The following is a 16808-nucleotide window of genomic DNA, read 5'->3' as shown; positions in this document are numbered from 1 at the left end:
CAGGTCAGTCGGGCCGGACGACGGTCAGGTCGGTCGCGAAGGTCAGCCGGGCGCCGGTGACCGCCTGCAGCGCCTCGGGGGTGACCCCGGGAGCGACCTCCCGGACGACGAACCCCGCGGGACCGACGTCGAGGACGGCGAGGTCGGTGTAGACCCGGTCGACGACGGCCGCGGCGGTGAGCGGGTAGGTGCAGCGGTCCAGCAGCTTCGGGCGGCCGTCGCGGGTGGTGTGCGTGGTCACGACGAGCACCCGCCGGGCGCCGACGGCCAGGTCCATCGCCCCGCCCACGGCGGGGGGCAGCGCGGCCTCGTCGGTCGCCCAGTTGGCCAGGTCGCCGTTCTCGGCCACCTGGAAGGCGCCCAGCACGGACACGTCGATGTGCCCGCCGCGCATCATCACGAAGGCGTCGGTGTGGTGGCAGAACGCCCCGCCGGGCAGCAGGGTCACCGGCTGCTTGCCGGCGTTGATCAGCTCCCAGTCCTCCTCGCCGGGGGCCGGGGCCGGTCCCATCCCGAGGACGCCGTTCTCGCTGTGGTAGACGATCTCCTTGTCCGGGCCCACCACGTCGGCCACCAGGGTCGGCATGCCGATCCCCAGGTTGACGTAGGAGCCGTCGGGGATGTCGCGAGCCACCCGGCGGGCCACCTCGACCGGCGACAGCCCGCTCACGGGGCCACCCGCACGACGCGGTCGACGAAGATGCCCGGCGTCACCACGGCCTCGGGGTCCAGCGCGCCCAGCTCGACGAACTCCCGCACCTGCACCACGGTGAGCGCCGCCGCCGTGGCCATCGTCGGGCCGAAGTTGCGCGCCGCGGTGCGGTACACGAGGTTGCCCCAGCGGTCGGCGCGGTCGGCCTTGACGAGCGCCACGTCGGCGGGCAGCGGCCGCTCGAACACCTGCCGGCGGCCGTCGAGCACGCGCACCTCCTTGCCCTCGGCGAGCAGCGAGTCCGCACCGGTCGGGGTGAAGAAGCCGCCCAGGCCCGCCCCGGCCGCGCGCATCCGCTCGCTGAGCGTGCCCTGCGGCACCAGCTCGAGCTCGATCTCCCCGGCCCGCCAGAACTGCTCGAACCACACCGATCCGGCCGAGCGCGGGTAGGAGCAGATGATCCGGCGCACCCGCCGCTCGCGGATCAGCGCCGCGACGTCGCTCTCCCCGCTGCCGGCGTTGTTGGTCACCACGGTGAGGTCGCGGGCGCCCTGCTCCAGCAGCGCGTGCACCAGCTCCACCGGGACGCCGGAGTTGCCGAACCCCCCGACCAGCACGGTGGCGCCGTCGGCGATGCCGGCGACCGCATCGGCCAGGGTGGCCACCCGCTTGTCGATCACGGTGCCGCCTGCCGGCGCCGGTACCAGCGGGGCGAGGTGGACGGCGGCGGGGTGAGCGCGGCGCGGACCACCAGCACGTCCGGGCCCGCCGTGTCCCCCGCCATGCTGTCCGCCAGGGCCGCGGCGAAGTCCGGCCCGAACCCGTCCACGGAGCGGGCGGGGACGCCGAAGGAGCGGGCGAGGGCGACGAAGTCCGGGGTGGTCAGGTCCACGCCGCGGGTGGGGACGCCGGCCTGCACCTGGTCGAAGCGCAGCATCCCGTAACCGCCGTCGTCGACGACCACGGTGGTGACCGGCAGCCGCTCCTGGGCGAGGGTGGCCAGCTCGCCGCAGGCGAACAGGAACCCGCCGTCCCCGATCAGGACCAGGGCGCGGCCGCGGCCCGCGAGCGCGGCCCCGATCGCGGCCGGGAAGGCGTAGCCGAGCGTCCCCCAGCCCAGCGGGAAGGCCAGCCGGCGGGGCCCGGGCACGCGGGCGAAGCCCGCCGCCCAGTAGCCGGCGATGCACATGTCGGCGAGCAGCACCCCGGTGCGGTCGGCCACCGCGTCGAGCGCGTCGAGCAGCCCCTGCGCCTGCGGCTCGTCGGTGCGCACCACCGCGCGCACCTCGTCGGCCACCCGGTCGAGGGTGCCGCGCAGCGCCGGCAGCCCGTCGCGCTGCGGCAGGCCGGGCAGCAGCGCGGTCAGCGCGGCGGTGACGTCGCCGGTGACGGTGGCGTCGGCCGGGTGGTTCTTGCCCGCGTCGGCGGGGTCGACGTTGACGGCGAGCAGGACCGGTGGCTGCGGCATCGCCCAGTTCTGCGTGTTCGTCCCGTCCAGGTCGCTGCCCAGGGAGACCACCAGGTCCGCCTCGTCCCACAGCCGGCCGACGGCGGGGACGTGCGGCGGGCCGGGCACCAGGCAGGGGTGGTCGGGCGGCAGCACGCCGCGGCCGCCGAAGGTGGTGACCACGGGGGCCGCCAGCCGCTGCGCGAGCTCACCGACCAGCTGCCCCGCGCCGGAGCGCAGCGCCCCGCCGCCGGCCCACACCAGCGGGCGGCGGGCGGCGGCCAGCAGCTCCCGGGCGCGCGCGAGCTCGCCGGCGTCCAGGGGCGCGTCGGGCACCGGCCGCACCGCCGCGCGGGCCGGGGCGTCGGCCGGGGCGCCGAGCAGGTCCGTCGGCACGCCGAGGTAGACCGGGCCGGTGGACGGGCGCAGCGCGGCCGCGCCGGCCCGGACGGTGTCGGCGTACAGGTCGCCCGCCCCCGCGGTCACCACGGTGGTCTTGGTGACCGGCGCGAACATCGCCGCCTGGTCGCGGGTCTCGTGCAGGACGCCGCGGTGCACCCCGGGGCGCCGCAGCGCCGACGGGATGTCGGTCGCGACGACGAGCACCGGCGCGCCGGAGGCCATCGCCTCGCCGGTGGCGCCCAGCGTGTTGGCCGCCCCCGGGCCGGTGGTGACCACGGCGACGCCCAGCCGCCCGGTGGCCCGCGCGTAGCCGTCGGCGGCGTAGACGGCCGCCTGCTCGTGCCGCACCCCCACGACCCGCAGCCCGGCGTCCGCGGCGGCCTCCCAGACGGCGAGGTTGTGCACCCCCGGCAGCCCGAACACGGTCTGCACGCCCAGGTCCTGCCACGCGGCGACCAGGGCGTCCGCGCCCGTGACCGGGCGGGCTCCCGCGTCGGCCCCAGCCCGTGGTGCCTCAGTCGCCGACGACATCGCGGAAGGTCTCCTCGGTCTCGGTGAACAGGTCGGCGAGCTCGGCGCTGCCGAGGAACTCCTCGGGCACGTAGCGGGCGTCCAGGGCCTCGACGACGGCGGCGTCCTCCGCGGCGCTGCGCAGGGCGTCCTCGAGGGTCGTGACCACCTCCTCCGGCGTGCCCGCGGGGGCGATCAGCCCGAAGGTGGTGGTGCTCTGGGTCAGCTCCGGGTAGCCGGCCTCGACGAACGTGGGCGCGTCGACGTAGTCCAGCGGCTCCTCGGTGCCGACGGCCAGCACCCGCAGCTGGCCGCCCTCGACGGCCGGCAGCACGTCCTGCGACAGGTTCATGAACCCGGCGGTGACGTTGCCGCCGAGCAGCGCCGTCTGCACCTCCGCGTTGCCGTCGAAGGGCACCACGGTCAGCGGCACGTCGTAGAGCTCGGTGATCCGCCGGGTCTCCGCGGCGTGCGTGTTGGTGGCGCCGGGCGTCCCGACGCTGACCGCCTGCGGGTCCGTGCGGGCCGCCGCGAACAGCGCCTCCAGGTCCGGGTACGGGGAGTCGGCCGGGACGACGATGCCCGAGGGCACCCGGGTGACCACGCCGACCGGCTGGAGGTCCTCGCGGGTGTAGCCGACGTCGTTGGTCAGGTAGTTGAGCACCGCCGTCGGCAGCGCGGTCATGGACAGCGTGTGGCCGTCCGGCTGCGCGCCGACCAGCTCGACGTAGGCGGTGGCGCCCGAGGCCCCGGGCAGGTTCTCCACCACGACCGGCTGGCCGAGCTCCCCCTCCAGGTGCGCGCCGAGCGCCCGCGCCGCGATGTCGGTCGGGCCGCCGGCGGCGTAGGGCACGATCAACCGGATCTCCTCCGAGGGGTACTCGGCGGCGGCGACGGTGGCGCTGTCCTGCGCGCACCCGGTGAGGGCGGCGGCGGTGACCAGCAGGGCGGCGAGCGGGCGCAGGGGTCTCATCGTTCTCCGGGTGCAGAGGGGACGTCGGTGTCGGCGGTGCGGCGCGGTTCGGGGGCCGGCTCGGGAGCGGGGCCGGTCTCGCCCTCGGGGTCGACGTGCCGGAAGGCGGCGCGCCGGCGGCGGGCGGTGACCAGGCTGACGACGACGACCAGCGCCATGACGGCGAGCAGGCCGCCGGACAGCGGGCGGGTGACGAAGACGTCCAGGCTGCCGCCGGAGATCAGCATCGACTGGCGGAACGCCCGCTCCATGATCTCGCCGAGCACGAAGGCGAGGACCAGCGGGCCGGGCTCGAAGCCGGTCTTCTTCATCAGCCAGCCGATGAGGCCGAAGACCAGCACGACCCACATGTCGAACGAGTCGTTGTTGATCGAGAAGACGCCGGCCATGGTGACCAGCAGGGCGAAGGCGGCGAGGATGCCCGCCCGCACCCGGAGCAGCTGCACGAAGACCCCGACCAGCGGGATGTTGAGGGCCAGCAGCATCAGGTTGCCGATGAACATCGAGGCGATGACGCCCCAGAAGATCTCCGGCTCGTCGCTGATCAGCTGCGGCCCGGGAACGATCCCCTGCCCCAGCAGCGCACCGAAGATCAGCGCCAGCACCACGTTGGCCGGGATGCCGAGGGTCAGCAGCGGGATGAACGCCGAGGTGGAGGAGGCGTTGTTCGCCGTCTCGGGCCCGGCGACGCCCTCGATGGCGCCCTTGCCGAACCGGGTGGGGTCCTGGGCGCGGCGCTTCTCCATCGCGTAGGAGGCCAGCGAGGAGATGACCCCGCCGCCGCCGGGCAGCACGCCGATGACGAAGCCGAGCACCGAGCCGCGGGCGATGGCGCCGGAGGAGTCCCGGAAGTCCCGGCGGGTGGGCCAGATGTCCTTGATCCGCTGGGTGACCGCCTGCACCTTCTCGGTGCGCTCCAGGCTGTGCAGGATCTCCCCGACCCCGAACAGGCCCATCGCGACCGCGACGAAGTCCACCCCGTCGAGGAGCTCGACCGAGCCGAGGGTGAACCGGGCGGTGCCGGTGATCGGGTCCTGCCCCACGGTGGCCAGCAGCAGGCCGACGGCGGCCATGGCCAGGCTCTTCAACGGGCTGCCGCTGCCGAGGTAGGTGACCAGCAGGATGCCCAGCGCAGTCAGCGCGACGTACTCCGGCGGGCCGACGGAGACCGCCAGGTCGGCCAGCGGCGGGGCGAGCAGGACGAGGCCGAGCACCGACACGGTGCCGCCGACGAACGAGCCGACCGCGGCGATGCCCAGCGCCGGGCCGGCCCGGCCCTGCCGCGCCATCTGGTAGCCATCGAAGGTGGTGACCACCGAGGCCGCCTCGCCGGGCAGCCGCAGCAGCACCGAGGTGATCGTGCCGCCGTACATCGAGCCGTAGTAGATGCCGGCCAGCAGGATCACCGCCGTCACCGGCTCGATGGAGTAGGTCAGCGGCAGCAGCAGCGCGATCGTCGCCGTCGGGCCCAGCCCGGGCAGCACGCCGATGACGGTGCCGATGAGCACGCCGGCGAAGACGTAGAGCAGGTTGACCGGGTCCAGGGCGACGGAGAAGCCCTGGAGGATGCCGTCGGTGATCCCCACGTCACCCGCCCAGCAGCTGGTCGACCGGGCCGGCCGGGAACGGCACACCGAGGGCGACGACGAAGACCAGGTGCAGCACCAGTGCGCCGGCGAGGGCCAGGACCAGGGACGTCCGCCAGGACTCACCGGCCAGCCAGCGCAGCCAGGCGAAGAGCAGCAGGGCCGCCGGGACGACGAAGCCGATGGTCTGGAACAGGACGACGAACAGCGCCAGGCCGGCGAGGCCCGCGACGATCCGCGCCGTCCCGGCCGTCCAGGGCTCGTAGTCCTCGGCCGGGTCGAGGAACAGCAGCGCGGCGGCGGTGCCGGTCAGCAGCGCGGCCACGACCAGCGGCCACAGGCCCGGGCCGGGGGCGGTGAGCTCCCCGAAGCCCATGTCCCTGGCCGTGAGCAGGGCCACCACCCCCAGTGCCAGGAGCAGCAGCGGGGCGACCCGGCGCAGCTGGGAGCGGACCGGCCGGGGGTGCCGTGCCGGCGCCGGTGCTGGCGTGGACGTGGACATGGGCTCCTCGTCGGGTCACGGGCAGGGCGGGTGTGACGCCCGACACTAGAGGGCGGCATTGTGCATGGTCCAATAACGAATCCAGGCACCGTTGATGCATCTGACGCATGGATGGAGGTCCCGTGGAGCTGCGGCACCTGCGCGCCTTCACCGCCGTCGCCGACGAGCTGCACTTCGGCCGGGCGGCCCGCCGGCTGCACGTCGCCCAGCCGGCCCTGAGCCAGCAGGTCAAGCAGCTGGAGTCCGACGTCGGGGCGGTGCTGCTGGAGCGGACCACCCGGCAGGTGCGGCTGACCAGCGCCGGCGCGGTGTTCCTCGAGCACGCCCACCGGGTGCTGCGTGAGGCCGAGCGGGCCCGCGAGGCGGTGCTGGTGACCGAGCGGGGCGAGCGCGGGGAGCTGCGCGTCGGGGTCACCGGCGTCATCACCTGGCGGCTGCTGCCCCGGATGGCGCGGGCCTACCGGCGGCGCTACCCGCAGGTGCGGCTGGAGCTGCGGCCGTCGGTGTTCAGCGCCGCGCAGGTCAGCGCCCTGATCGACGGCGAGATCGACGTGGGCTTCCTGCGCGCCCCGGTGCCCGCCGGCCCGCTGGCCAGCCGGGTGATCCTCAACGAGTCCCTGACGGCGGTGCTGCCCCTGGACCACCCGCTGGCCGGCGCGCCCGAGGTCGACCTGGTCGACCTGTGCGACGACGCGTTCGTCAGCTACGTCTCCATGCAGGGCTCGGCACTGCGCGACGCTGCGGTGCACGCCTGCTTCTCGGCCGGCTTCACGCCGCGGGTGGTCCAGGAGGCGCCGGACACGCACACCGTGGTCGCGCTGGTCGGCGCCGCGGTGGGCGTGGCGCTGATGCCGGCGTCGGCGGAGACCCTGCAGATCGAGGGCGTGGTGTTCCGGCCGATCGCCGGCGGGGTGGACGTGCGGGTGCCGATCGCGCTGGCCTGGCGGCAGGGCGACCCCTCGCCGGTGCTCGCCGGGTTCCTGGCCACGGCCGAGGAGGTCCTGCCCGGCCCCGGAGCGGGGCCGGGCGGGACCTGACGGCGGCTACTCCTGCAGCAGGGGGCCGTAGACCGCGACGATCTCGTCGATGCGCGCCTGGAACGCCTCCCGGCCGATGAACTCGTCGGGCACGTACTGGTCCCCGAGGGCCTCGATGACCTCCGGCTTCTCCAGGCAGGCCGCGACGCCGTCCTCCAGGGTCTGCAGCACCTCGTCGGGTGTGCCCGCGGGGGCGGCCAGCCCGAAGACCGACACGCTGTTGGTGAGCTCCGGGTAGCCGAGCTCGGCCAGCGTCGGCACGTCGGGCAGGTAGTCGACGCGCTCCTCCGGGCTGATCGCCAGCGGCACGAACTGGCCGGCCTCGATGTTGGTCAGCACGTCGCGGGAGGCGTTGATGAACACCGCGTCGACGTTCCCGCCCAGCAGCGCGGTGGTCATCTCGGCGTTGCCGCTGAACGGCACGAGGGACAGCTCCACGCCGTACTCCTCGGCCAGCCGACGCAGCTCCATCGCCTGCGACGTCGTCGCGCCGGGCACCCCGACGTCCACCTGACCGGCGTTCTGCTGCGCCTCGGCGAACAGCGCCCGCGCGTCGGGGAACCGCGACCCCTGCCCCACGGCGAGCACCGAGGGGATCTCGGTGACCGCGGCGATCGGCACGTAGTCCTCGTTGGTGTAGCCGACGTCCTCGCCCTGCAGCGGGTTGGTCGCCGAGGCCGGGACGGCGATCAGCGACAGGCTGTAGCCGTCGTTGCCGCCCTGGATCATCGCCTGCATGCCGAGTGCCCCGGAGGCGCCCTCCCGGTTCTCGGCCACCACGGTCACGCCGAGGTCCTCGGCCAGGCAGTCACCGGTGGTGCGCGCGGCCAGGTCGGTGGGCCCACCGGGCGCGTAGGGCACGTAGAGGGTGATGTCCTCGGTCGGGTACTGCTCGGCGGCCGCACCCCCCTCCTCGGCCTCGTCGGCCACGCAGCCGGTGAGCAGCACGGCGGTCACCGCGGCGAGGGCGGGCAGGGTCGGGCGGGGGGATCTCACGCAGGCCTCCACGGGTACGCGTACGGGGCGGCGGGCGCCGCCGCTGCGGAGCCTGCTGTGCGCCCCGGCGGATGTCACCCCGGAGCGCGAACCGTCACGCACCTGTGACCACCGGCACGCCGGGCCGGACGACGGAGAGCGGCACCACGTCCGGCCTGCCGTGTGGGCGGCGGGGAGGGTGGGGAGTATCGGGGCGTGACCCGCTCTCCCAGCACCGACGAGTGGGGCATCGACGCCACCTGGCTCGACGCCCTCGACGAGGAACACCAGGTCTCCGAGGCCACCATCGGGCGGCTGCGCGAGGTGATCGGCACCCCGCCGGCCGACCTCGAGCACCGCGCCCCCATCGTGGCCCGCCCCGGCGACGTGCTGGAGGTCGACCAGGCCGAGGTGACCTGCGAGGACGGGTCCACCAGACACGTCGACGGCGAGCTGCCCGACGACTTCCCGCTCGGCTACCACTGGCTGCAGGAACCCGGGGGCCCGCGCCGCCGGCTGATCGTCTCCCCCGGCCGGTGCTGGGTGCCCGAGGACCGCGCCTGGGGCTGGGCCGTGCAGCTCTACGCCACCCGCAGCCGCGGCAGCTGGGGCATCGGCGACCTCGCCGACCTGCGCGCCGTCCGGGAGATGGCCGCCGGCCAGGGCGCCGGCTTCGTCCTGATCAACCCCCTGCACGCCGTCGCACCCACCCCGCAGCAGGAGGCCAGCCCCTACCTGCCGGCCACCCGGCGCTTCCGCAACCCGGTCTACCTGCGGGTCGAGGAGGTGTCCGGCGCGGGTGCGGTCGACGTCGGGTCCGACGCCGGCCGGGCGCTGTCCGAGGGCGGCCTGGTCGACCGCGACGCCATCTGGGCGCGCAAGCGCGAGGTGCTGCAGCGGGTCTTCGACGCCACCGGCGACCACGACCCGGCCTTCCCCGACTGGTGGTGGCACCAGGGCCAGCCGCTGCAGGACTGGGCCACCTGGTGCGCGCTGGCCGACGTGCACGGCCCGGACTGGCAGACCTGGCCCGAGGAGCTGCGCGACCCGCAGGGCGACGCCGTCGCCGCGTTCGTCGCCGGCCACGAGCAGGAGGTGGCCTTCCACGCCTGGCTGCAGTGGTGCCTGTCCCGGCAGCTGGAGCGGGCGACGCAGGGCATGACCGTCATCCAGGACCTGCCGATCGGCGTGGCCGGCGGCGGGGCCGACGCCTGGACCTGGCAGGACGTGCTGGCCCAGGGCGCCGGCGTCGGCGCCCCGCCGGACGCGTTCAACTCTCAGGGCCAGGACTGGGGCTCCCCGCCGCTGGTCCCCTGGCAGCTGCGCGCCGCGGACTACGCGCCGTTCGTCGAGTCCATCCGGGCCACCATGGCCGGCGCCGGGGGCCTGCGCATCGACCACGTCATGGGCCTGTTCCGGCTGTGGTGGGTGCCGGCGGGCGAGAGCGCCGCCGAGGGCGCCTACGTGCGCTACCCGGCCGAGGACCTGCTCGACATCGTCGCGCTGGAGAGCTCCCGCGCGCAGGCCGTCGTCGTCGGTGAGGACCTGGGCACGGTGGAGGATGGCGTCCGCGAGGCGCTGGCCGAGCACGGCATCCTCAGCTACCGGCTGCTGTGGTTCGAGGACGACGACCCCGCCGAGTGGCCGGAGACGGCGATGGCCGCGATCAGCACCCACGACCTGCCCACCGTCGCCGGGCTGTGGACCGGCGCGGACCTCGCCGAGCAGCGGGAGCACGGCACCGGCACCGACGAGGAGCTCGAGCGCGGCCGCGGCTCGCTGCTGGAGAAGGTGCCCGGCCTGCCGGAGGACGCCGACCCCGAGGCGGCCGTCCGGCACGCGCACGAGCTGCTGGCCCGGGCGCCGTCGCTGCTCCTGTCGGCCACCCTGGACGACGCCGTGGGCGAGCGCCGCCGCCCGAACATGCCCGGCACCACCGACCGGCCCAACTGGTCGCTGCCGCTGCCGGTGCCGGTGGAGGACCTGGCCGCCCACCCGCTGGTGCAGGAGGTCGCCCGCACCCTCGCCGACGGGGTGGCCCGGACCGCCGACCCGGAGGAGGACGCCATCGGCGAGCAGCCCGGCGGGGAGTCCGGCCCGGCCTGAGGCCGTCCGGCGCGGCCCCGGTGGGCTACCCCTCGCCGCCCTGCAGGTCCACGCCCACCACGATCGGGTCGTGGTCGCTGGAGCGGTAGGGGTCGGGGGCGTACAGGGCCGGGTCGCCGGTGTACTCGTAGGCGCGGGACTCCACCGAGTTGACGTTCCAGTGCACGACCCCGGTGACCTTCGCGGTCAGCTCGGCGGTGGCCAGCGCGTGGTCCAGCGACCCGGACAGGCCGGCGAACACGTAGCTGTACCGGCCCGGGTCGAACCGCTCGCCGAGGTCGGTGTACCCGGCGGCGCGCAGCTCCTCGATCGGGTCCTCCCGGGTGTAGGCGTTGAAGTCCCCCATGAGCACCACGTCCGGCTCGGTCGCGCGCAGCCCCGCGGTGAAGGCCGCCAGCGACTGGGCCTGCCGCACCCGGTCGCCGTTCCAGGCACCCTGCCCGTCCCCGTCGTCCACGTTGTCGCCGGTCGGCTCCCCGGGGCTCTTGGACTTGAGGTGGTTGGCCACCACGGTGAAGGCGTCGCCGTCCTTGCTGAACGTCTGCGCGATCGGCTCGCGGGCGTTGTCGAAGGCCGCCTCGTCGACCAGGCCGACCGGGTCGCCGACCGGGGTGACGACGTCGTTCCGGTAGACGACCGCGTTGCGGATGACGTCGCGGTCGACGGCGTAGAGCTCCTGGGGCAGCGGCACGGAGCTCCAGACGTCGGCGCCCTCGGCCGCGTTGAGCCGGCCCACCAGCTCGGCCAGCGCGGTGTCGGCGTCGCCGGGGGTCAGGCCGGTGGAGTCGGTGTCCTCGACCTCCATCAGGGTGACGACGTCGGCACCCAGGCCCCGGATGGCCGACACCGTCTTGCCGGCCTGCTCCTCGAACTCCGCCGCGGTCGTGGCCCCGCGCCCGGGCGCGCCGCGGGTGAGGAAGTAGTTGAGCACGTTGAACGCCGCGAGCCGCACGTCCCCGCCCACCTCCCCGGGCTCGGCCGGCCGGGTGTCCTGCGGGGCGAAGACGCCCTCGGCGGTGCCGTCGGCGGGCTGCAGCCGCCACGCGTCGAAGCCGTAGCCGAGCACCAGGGGCTCGGTGAACGCCAGCCCGTCGCCCACCCGGACGGGGGTCTGCGGGGACAGGTACGGGCGGTCCGTGAGGCTCGTCGCGGCGGTGGTGGCGTCGTCGAGGACGATGCGCCGCAGGGTGTTCTCGGCGGCCACCGCCTGCGCCTCCGGGCCCGGGCGGGCCACCTCGGTCGGCTGGACCAGCACACCGCCCTCGGAGAGGGTCAGCTCGCCGTACCGGGTCAGGCCGAACACGTCGCTGACGGTGAGGGGGTCGACCGGCTCGACCAGCACGCCCTCCAGCCGCTCGCGGGCCGCGTCGTCGGCGGGCAGGTCCAGCGGGGTCGCCGCCGGCAGGTCCTCGGCCGTGCCCTCGGCGCAGACGGCGACGACGGCGTCGACGCCGACCTGGGTCTGCCCGAAGCGCTCCTCCGCCGTACCGGTCACCGCGACGGTGTCGCCGAGGTCGACGGCGGCGCCGGGGCTGTGGACGAACACGCCGTCGGAGGTGGCGTCCTCGCCGTCGCCGTCGGCGTCCTGCAGGGAGAAGCCGTCCAGCCCGGGCAGGTCGGCGACGACGACGCCGCGCACGGTGACCTGCCGCCCGGCCAGCGGGGTGGCTGTGCCGTCGCCCTGGACCGCGCCGATCTCGGCGGTGGCCGGCGCGGCACAGCCGGCCGCCTCCCCCGGGGAGGCGACCGGGGCGGCCGTGCAGGAGGTGGTCAGGCCGGCGACGGCCAGGGACGCCGCGGTGACGCCCACGGCGGCGCGGGCCACCGGGCGACCGGACCGGCCGGGTGCGGAGAACACGGGGTGGACCTCCAGGGGGAGCGCCGACGCACGACGACGGCACATCGGTGACCGCCGGTGGTGGGCCGATGACGTACCGGGTACCCGTCCACCGGACGGCTCACGCCTGCCGACCACCGTGCCTCCACCCTCCGACCGTCCAGGTCGAACACGCGTTCGACCTCGTGTCACACTCTGCCGGTGGCTGGCGGCATGCACCCCGGGCGGTGGTCCGGCGGCACGCTCGGGGAGCGGGCGCAGCGGTCCGGCGCGGACCCGCCGCAGCCGCCGCCGTCGGCCCCCGCCGGCACCGGGCCGCACCCGGTCGGCAGCCGTGGCCGGCACTGCTGGGTGCACGACCCGCCCGGCGCCCCCGGCGTGTGGCCCGGGCTGCTCGTGGAGTGGCGGCAGGCCGACGGCGGCTGGCACGGCCGGGTCAGCTACGCCGTCGCCGGCCCGCAGGGCGTGGTGCTCGTGGAGGCGTGGGTGCCCGCGGCCCTCCTGGAGCAGCGCTGAGCACCGGTTACCACCGCCGTCGGGTGGCTATGGCCCCTGCCGAGGCACCCCGACGACGGAGGAGAGACCCCGTGAGCCAGCCCGACCGCCCTGACCTCGACGACGTCATCGACCCCACCGAGTCCGCGCCCCGCGACCGGCAGGCGCACGCCGGCGGCCACGACCGCCCGAACGACGACGCGCTGCAGCACCGCACCGAGCAGGAGCGGCAGATGGTGGACGCCGACGACGCCGACCCCGCCGGCGCCGAACCGCACCCCGCCACCGACTGAGGACCGGTGGCCCGCCTGGGGCCGGAGGACGTCGCCTGCTGGGTGCTCAAGTCCACCCGGCCGCCGGAGCTGATCGACCCCGACTGGCCGGCCGGCGGCACCCGGGAGCTCACCCGCTGCGTCCGGCGCTCCTACCGGCTGGACCTGGTGCGGCCCGGACAGCCCTGCCTGCTGTGGGTCAGCGGCCGCGCCGACCCGGGCGTGCACGCGCTCGGTGAGGTGACCGGCGAGGTCGGGGAGCGCGACGACGGCCCCGTCCTCGGCGTGCGGCTGACCCGGCTGCCCTCCCCCGTCGCCCGGGCCGACCTGCTGGCCGACCCGGCGGTACACGACGCCGAGGTGCTCCGCTCGCCGATCGGCAGCAACCCCTCCTGGCTGTCGGTGCCGCAGTACGCCGCCGTCCTCGCCCACCTGCCGCCCGGTGCGCTGGGACCATGGACCGTGTGACACCCACCCGCCACCGCTGGGGCGCACTCGCCTGGCTGCTGACCCTGCAGTTCTTCGTCGTCGAGACCGTCGCCCAGCTGCTCGGCGGCGGCACGCACGACCGCGCGGACGACGTCATCAGCGAGCTCGGCGCCTCCGACGCCGCGGCGCCGCTGCTCATGAACGCCTCCTTCGTCGTCCAGGGGCTGCTCATCGGCGCCGGCGCGGTCCTGCTGCGCCCGGCGCTGGCCGGTCGCGGCGGGCGGCTGGCCTCGACCTTCCTGACCGCCGCCGCGGTCGGGGTGGTCCTGGTCGGGCTGTTCCCGCTGGACGGGCAGGAGGACCTGCACCAGGCCGGCGCCGGGCTGCACCTCGTCGGGGGCGGGCTGGCGCTGCTGGCGATGGCCTACGCCGTCCGGCCGCGCTCGGAGGCCCTCGGCACGGTGCTGGCGGTGCTCGGCCTGCTGAGCACGGCGATGACGGTCTTCTTCGCCCTCGCGGTCACCTCGCTGCTGGGCGAGGGCGGCACCGAGCGGGCCGCGGCCTACCCGATCCCGGTCGGGCTGGCGGTCGCCGGCGCCGGGCTGTGGTGGCTCGGCCGGCGTCCGGAGGCCCCCCGCGGGCCGTCCCGGGGCGAGCTGCGCGCCCGGGAGCGCGCCGAGCAGGCCCGGCGCGACCGCGAGCGGGACGCCGCCCTGCAGGCCGCGTCCGCGCCGCCACGCTCCACCCGGGCACAGGCCGACCCGCTGGACGCCGACGACGACCTCGACCCCGAGGACCCCTGGGCGCGCACCCGCCGCCGCGACTGAACGACCGGGTCCGCAGGCCCTCCCGGGACGCGCGCCGGCGGAGGACGATGCCGCCATGACCGCACCTGACACCGGTGTCCGGAGCCTGCGCGTCCTGGTCGGCTACGACGGTTCACCCAGCGCGGTGAACGCGATCGAGGCGGCCGCCGTGCTCCTGCCCTCGGTCACCGCCTCGATCCTGCACCTGTGGGAGCCGCCGTTCACCTCCCCCGAGCTGCGGCACCGCGTCTTCGACCGGGCCGCCAACCCCGAGGCCCTCGGCCGGCTCATCGAGAGCGAGGGCCGCGCGGAGGCCGAGCGCCTCACCGGCAACGGCGCGAAGCTGGCCCGCGCCGCCGGGTGGGCGGCCGAGCCACTGGTCAAGCGCACCTTCGGCGGGGACGGCTACCAGTTCGCCCGCACCGCCGAGGAGCTCGACGCCGACCTCGTGGTCGTCGGCTCCCGGGGCCTCGGCGGCATGCGGGCCTCGATCGGCAGCGTGTCCGAGCTGGTGGTCCCCGCCAGCCCGGTGCCGGTGCTCGTCGTCCCGTACCCGATGACCACCGTCGAGTGGGCCGCCGCGGAGTCCGGGCCGGTGGTGGTGGGCACCGACGGCTCGCCGCCCGCCCGGCGGGCGCTCGCCGCGGCCACCGAGCTGTTCGCGCACCGGCGGCGGCTGGTGGTGGCCGTCGAGGAGCCGGGCGTCTCCCCCGCCCCGGCCGGCGTCGAGGGCGCCGAGCTGGTCACCGTGCCGTGCACCGGGCGGGCCGGCCGGCCGCGGGCGACGGCGACCACGCTGGCCGAGGAGGCCACCCGCCGCGGCGCCGCGGTCCTCGTCGTCGGCAGCCGCGGGCGGGGCGGTGCCCGGGAGACGCTGGTCGGGCACGTGGCCCGCGCGCTGCTGCACTGCGCGCACCGCCCGGTGCTCGTCGTCCCTTCCCGCGCCGGCTGAGCCGCTGACCGGAGGCCCACAGCGCAGGTTTCCTGCGCTGTGGGCCTCCGGTCGGCCCCAGATCGGGGGTCAGGCCGGGGTGCGCACCCGCTCGCGCCGGCGGGACAGCGCCACGCCGGCCAGGCAGACGGCGCCGCCGAGGACGGCGAGAGCGGGCGGCACCTCGCCGAGCAGCAGCCAGCCCATCAGCACCACCAGCGGCGGGACGAGGTAGGTGGTGACCCCCAGCCGCCCGGCGTCGGTCCGCGCCAGCGCGTACGCCCAGGTGCTGAAGGCCAGCGCGGTCGGCACCACGCCCAGGTAGACCAGACCGGCGACCGACCCGGCCGGCGCCGCGCCGAGCTCGGTCACCAGCGCCGCGGCCCACGGCAGGCAGCACAGCGCGCCGACCGCGCACGCGACGGCGGTGACCTGCAGCGGCGGCAGGCGGCGCAGCACCGGCTTCTGCGCCACGACGCCGACGGCGTAGGTGGCGGCGGCGGCCAGGCAGAGCAGCACGCCCACGACGTCGGTGCCGGCCCCGCGGGTGGCCAGGCCGATGAGCAGCACCCCGCCGAAGGCCACCGCCAGGCCGGTGACCAGCCACCGCGGGAAGCCCTCGCCCAGCCACAGCCCGGCGAGGACGGCGATGAGGATGGGCCCGACGTTGACCAGCATGGCCGTCGTCCCGGCGTCCAGGTGCCGCTCGGCTGCGTTCAGGGCCACGTTGTAGACGCCGAACCAGCCGACCCCGCAGACGGCGAGCAGCGCCCACTCGCGGCCGGTGGGCGCCACCCACGGCGTCCGGGCCAGGACCAGCAGCACGGCCAGCACCGCGGTGCCCACCAGCAGCCGGCCCAGGGCGAACGGGCCCGGGGAGAGGTCGGCGCCCACCGCGCGGATGGCGACGAACGCCGACGCCCAGGCCAGCACGGTGAACGCGACCGCGGCGAGCAGGGGGACGGTGGAGCGGCTGGGCACGCGCCGACCCTAGGTCGGCCCCGGACCGGTCACCGGCGGCTCCCGGACGTCGTCCTCCCTGCTGCGGAAGGCGGCAGGACTGCTGCGGTCAGGAGCGCAGGTGCTCGGCGTAGGTGCGCCGTCCGCGCGGGCCCCGGGTGGGCAGCGCGGCGCCGTCGCGGACCGCGGCGGACAGCCGGCCGGGCACCGGGGTGGCCACCACCCGGGTGCCCGGCTCGCGGGCGGCCACCCAGGCGCGGGCGGCGTCGGCAGCGGTCAGCTCCTGAGGCCCGCCGTACTCCACGACGTCTCCGGCGGGGAGCCCGGCGGCCACCTGCGCGGTGTGGACGGCGGCCTCGTCGACGTCGACCGGCTGCACCCGCCAGCCCATCGGCACCGGCAGGACCGGGCCGCGACGGGCGGTGGCCAGCAGCTCGTCGACGAAGTCGTGGAACTGGGTGATCCGCAGCAGCGTCACCGGCAGCCCGGAGGCCAGCAGCACCTGCTCGGCGGCGAACTTGGCGCGGTAGTAGCCGTAGGGGACGCGGTCGACGCCGACGATCGACACGTACACCAGGTGCCGCAGCCGGTCCCGCCCGACCGCCTGCACCAGCCGCCGGGTGCCGGCGACGTCGGCCTGCCAGGGGTCGCCGCGCGGGTCGCTGGCCGCGTGCACGACCACCTCCGCCCCGGCCAGTGCGTGGCGCAGGTCGCGGCCGGTCGCCAGGTCGCCGCGCACCCCGCCGGGGCCGGTGCCCCGCCGCGACATCTGCCGCACCCGGTGGCCGCCGTCCTGCAGCTGCGCGGCCACCCGACGGCCCAGCCGACCGGTCCCACCCGTCACGAGCACGTCCATGGGACGGCAGTGTGGCCCCGCGCACCCGCCCG

General features: G+C 76.1%; 17 protein-coding genes. 7 read left to right on the top strand and 10 right to left on the bottom strand.

From position 1 onward, the window contains the following. Nucleotides 1-4 precede the first annotated feature (4 nt). From RTG05_RS09685 to RTG05_RS09660, 6 genes are read right to left on the bottom strand one after another with little or no spacing between them, the layout of a single operon-like run. Nucleotides 5-670: a 3-oxoacid CoA-transferase subunit B gene (locus RTG05_RS09685; protein ID WP_166528457.1), complete on the bottom strand. Its 666-nt coding sequence runs from the start codon at nt 668-670 to the stop codon at nt 5-7. Next, nucleotides 667-1332 carry a 3-oxoacid CoA-transferase subunit A gene (locus tag RTG05_RS09680; RefSeq protein ID WP_166528456.1) on the bottom strand — a complete coding sequence of 222 codons (666 nt, stop codon included), beginning with the start codon at nt 1330-1332 and terminating at the stop codon, nt 667-669. The genes RTG05_RS09685 and RTG05_RS09680 overlap by 4 nt, the downstream gene beginning before the upstream one ends. Further along, entirely contained in the window at nt 1329-3032 is a 1704-nt protein-coding gene (locus RTG05_RS09675; RefSeq protein ID WP_166528455.1) for a thiamine pyrophosphate-binding protein, read from the bottom strand. Before RTG05_RS09675 ends, RTG05_RS09680 begins: the two co-directional genes overlap by 4 nt. Further along, nucleotides 3016-3984, bottom strand: coding sequence for a tripartite tricarboxylate transporter substrate binding protein (locus RTG05_RS09670; RefSeq protein WP_166528454.1), 969 nt, complete (start codon nt 3982-3984; stop codon nt 3016-3018). The genes RTG05_RS09675 and RTG05_RS09670 overlap by 17 nt, the downstream gene beginning before the upstream one ends. Continuing rightward, on the bottom strand, nt 3981-5570 hold the full coding sequence (locus tag RTG05_RS09665; RefSeq protein ID WP_166528453.1) for a tripartite tricarboxylate transporter permease: 1590 nt from the start codon (nt 5568-5570) through the stop codon (nt 3981-3983). Before RTG05_RS09665 ends, RTG05_RS09670 begins: the two co-directional genes overlap by 4 nt. 1 nt (nt 5571) lies before the next feature. After that, entirely contained in the window at nt 5572-6072 is a 501-nt protein-coding gene (locus RTG05_RS09660; RefSeq protein ID WP_166528452.1) for a tripartite tricarboxylate transporter TctB family protein, read from the bottom strand. A 122-nt stretch (nt 6073-6194) separates the two neighbouring features. Here RTG05_RS09660 and RTG05_RS09655 point away from each other — a divergent pair, with 122 nt between their 5' ends. Continuing rightward, entirely contained in the window at nt 6195-7109 is a 915-nt protein-coding gene (locus tag RTG05_RS09655; protein WP_166528451.1) for a LysR substrate-binding domain-containing protein, read from the top strand. A 6-nt stretch (nt 7110-7115) separates the two neighbouring features. Here RTG05_RS09655 and RTG05_RS09650 read toward each other — a convergent pair whose 3' ends face one another. Beyond that, entirely contained in the window at nt 7116-8105 is a 990-nt protein-coding gene (locus tag RTG05_RS09650; protein ID WP_315912502.1) for a tripartite tricarboxylate transporter substrate binding protein, read from the bottom strand. Between the two features lie 195 nt (nt 8106-8300). On the opposite strand from RTG05_RS09650, the gene malQ reads away from it, so the two are divergent. Next, nucleotides 8301-10190 carry a 4-alpha-glucanotransferase gene (gene malQ, locus RTG05_RS09645; protein ID WP_166528450.1) on the top strand — a complete coding sequence of 630 codons (1890 nt, stop codon included), beginning with the start codon at nt 8301-8303 and terminating at the stop codon, nt 10188-10190. Between the two features lie 25 nt (nt 10191-10215). On the opposite strand, the gene RTG05_RS09640 is transcribed toward malQ, so the two are convergent. Beyond that, nucleotides 10216-12048, bottom strand: coding sequence for an ExeM/NucH family extracellular endonuclease (locus RTG05_RS09640; protein WP_315912501.1), 1833 nt, complete (start codon nt 12046-12048; stop codon nt 10216-10218). 180 nt (nt 12049-12228) lie between these two features. Here RTG05_RS09640 and RTG05_RS09635 point away from each other — a divergent pair, with 180 nt between their 5' ends. The 5 genes from RTG05_RS09635 (at nt 12229) to RTG05_RS09615 (ending at nt 14981) form a co-directional block, all read left to right on the top strand. Beyond that, on the top strand, nt 12229-12543 hold the full coding sequence (locus RTG05_RS09635) for a hypothetical protein (RefSeq protein WP_315912500.1): 315 nt from the start codon (nt 12229-12231) through the stop codon (nt 12541-12543). A gap of 71 nt (nt 12544-12614) precedes the next feature. After that, nucleotides 12615-12815: a hypothetical protein gene (locus RTG05_RS09630; RefSeq protein ID WP_166528448.1), complete on the top strand. Its 201-nt coding sequence runs from the start codon at nt 12615-12617 to the stop codon at nt 12813-12815. A 6-nt stretch (nt 12816-12821) separates the two neighbouring features. Continuing rightward, nucleotides 12822-13262 (top strand): hypothetical protein, encoded by a 441-nt coding sequence (locus RTG05_RS09625; protein ID WP_166528447.1) that lies wholly within the window; start codon nt 12822-12824, stop codon nt 13260-13262. After that, nucleotides 13250-14050, top strand: a complete 801-nt coding sequence (locus RTG05_RS09620; RefSeq protein WP_166528446.1) for a DUF998 domain-containing protein — start codon at nt 13250-13252, stop codon at nt 14048-14050. Before RTG05_RS09625 ends, RTG05_RS09620 begins: the two co-directional genes overlap by 13 nt. A 55-nt stretch (nt 14051-14105) precedes the next feature. After that, nucleotides 14106-14981 carry a universal stress protein gene (locus RTG05_RS09615; protein ID WP_166528445.1) on the top strand — a complete coding sequence of 292 codons (876 nt, stop codon included), beginning with the start codon at nt 14106-14108 and terminating at the stop codon, nt 14979-14981. Nucleotides 14982-15050: 69 nt separating this feature from the next. Here the strand turns inward: RTG05_RS09615 and RTG05_RS09610 are convergent, their stop codons facing one another. Further along, entirely contained in the window at nt 15051-15941 is an 891-nt protein-coding gene (locus tag RTG05_RS09610; RefSeq protein WP_166528444.1) for a DMT family transporter, read from the bottom strand. 88 nt (nt 15942-16029) lie between these two features. Further along, nucleotides 16030-16776: an SDR family oxidoreductase gene (locus RTG05_RS09605; protein ID WP_166528443.1), complete on the bottom strand. Its 747-nt coding sequence runs from the start codon at nt 16774-16776 to the stop codon at nt 16030-16032. Nucleotides 16777-16808: the final 32 nt, after the last annotated feature.

It is taken from the genome of Geodermatophilus sp. DSM 44513 (assembly GCF_032460525.1).
Lineage (GTDB): Bacteria > Actinomycetota > Actinomycetes > Mycobacteriales > Geodermatophilaceae > Geodermatophilus.
Note: the sequence above shows the minus strand (reverse complement) of the source record. Positions and strands in the feature narration are given on the sequence as shown.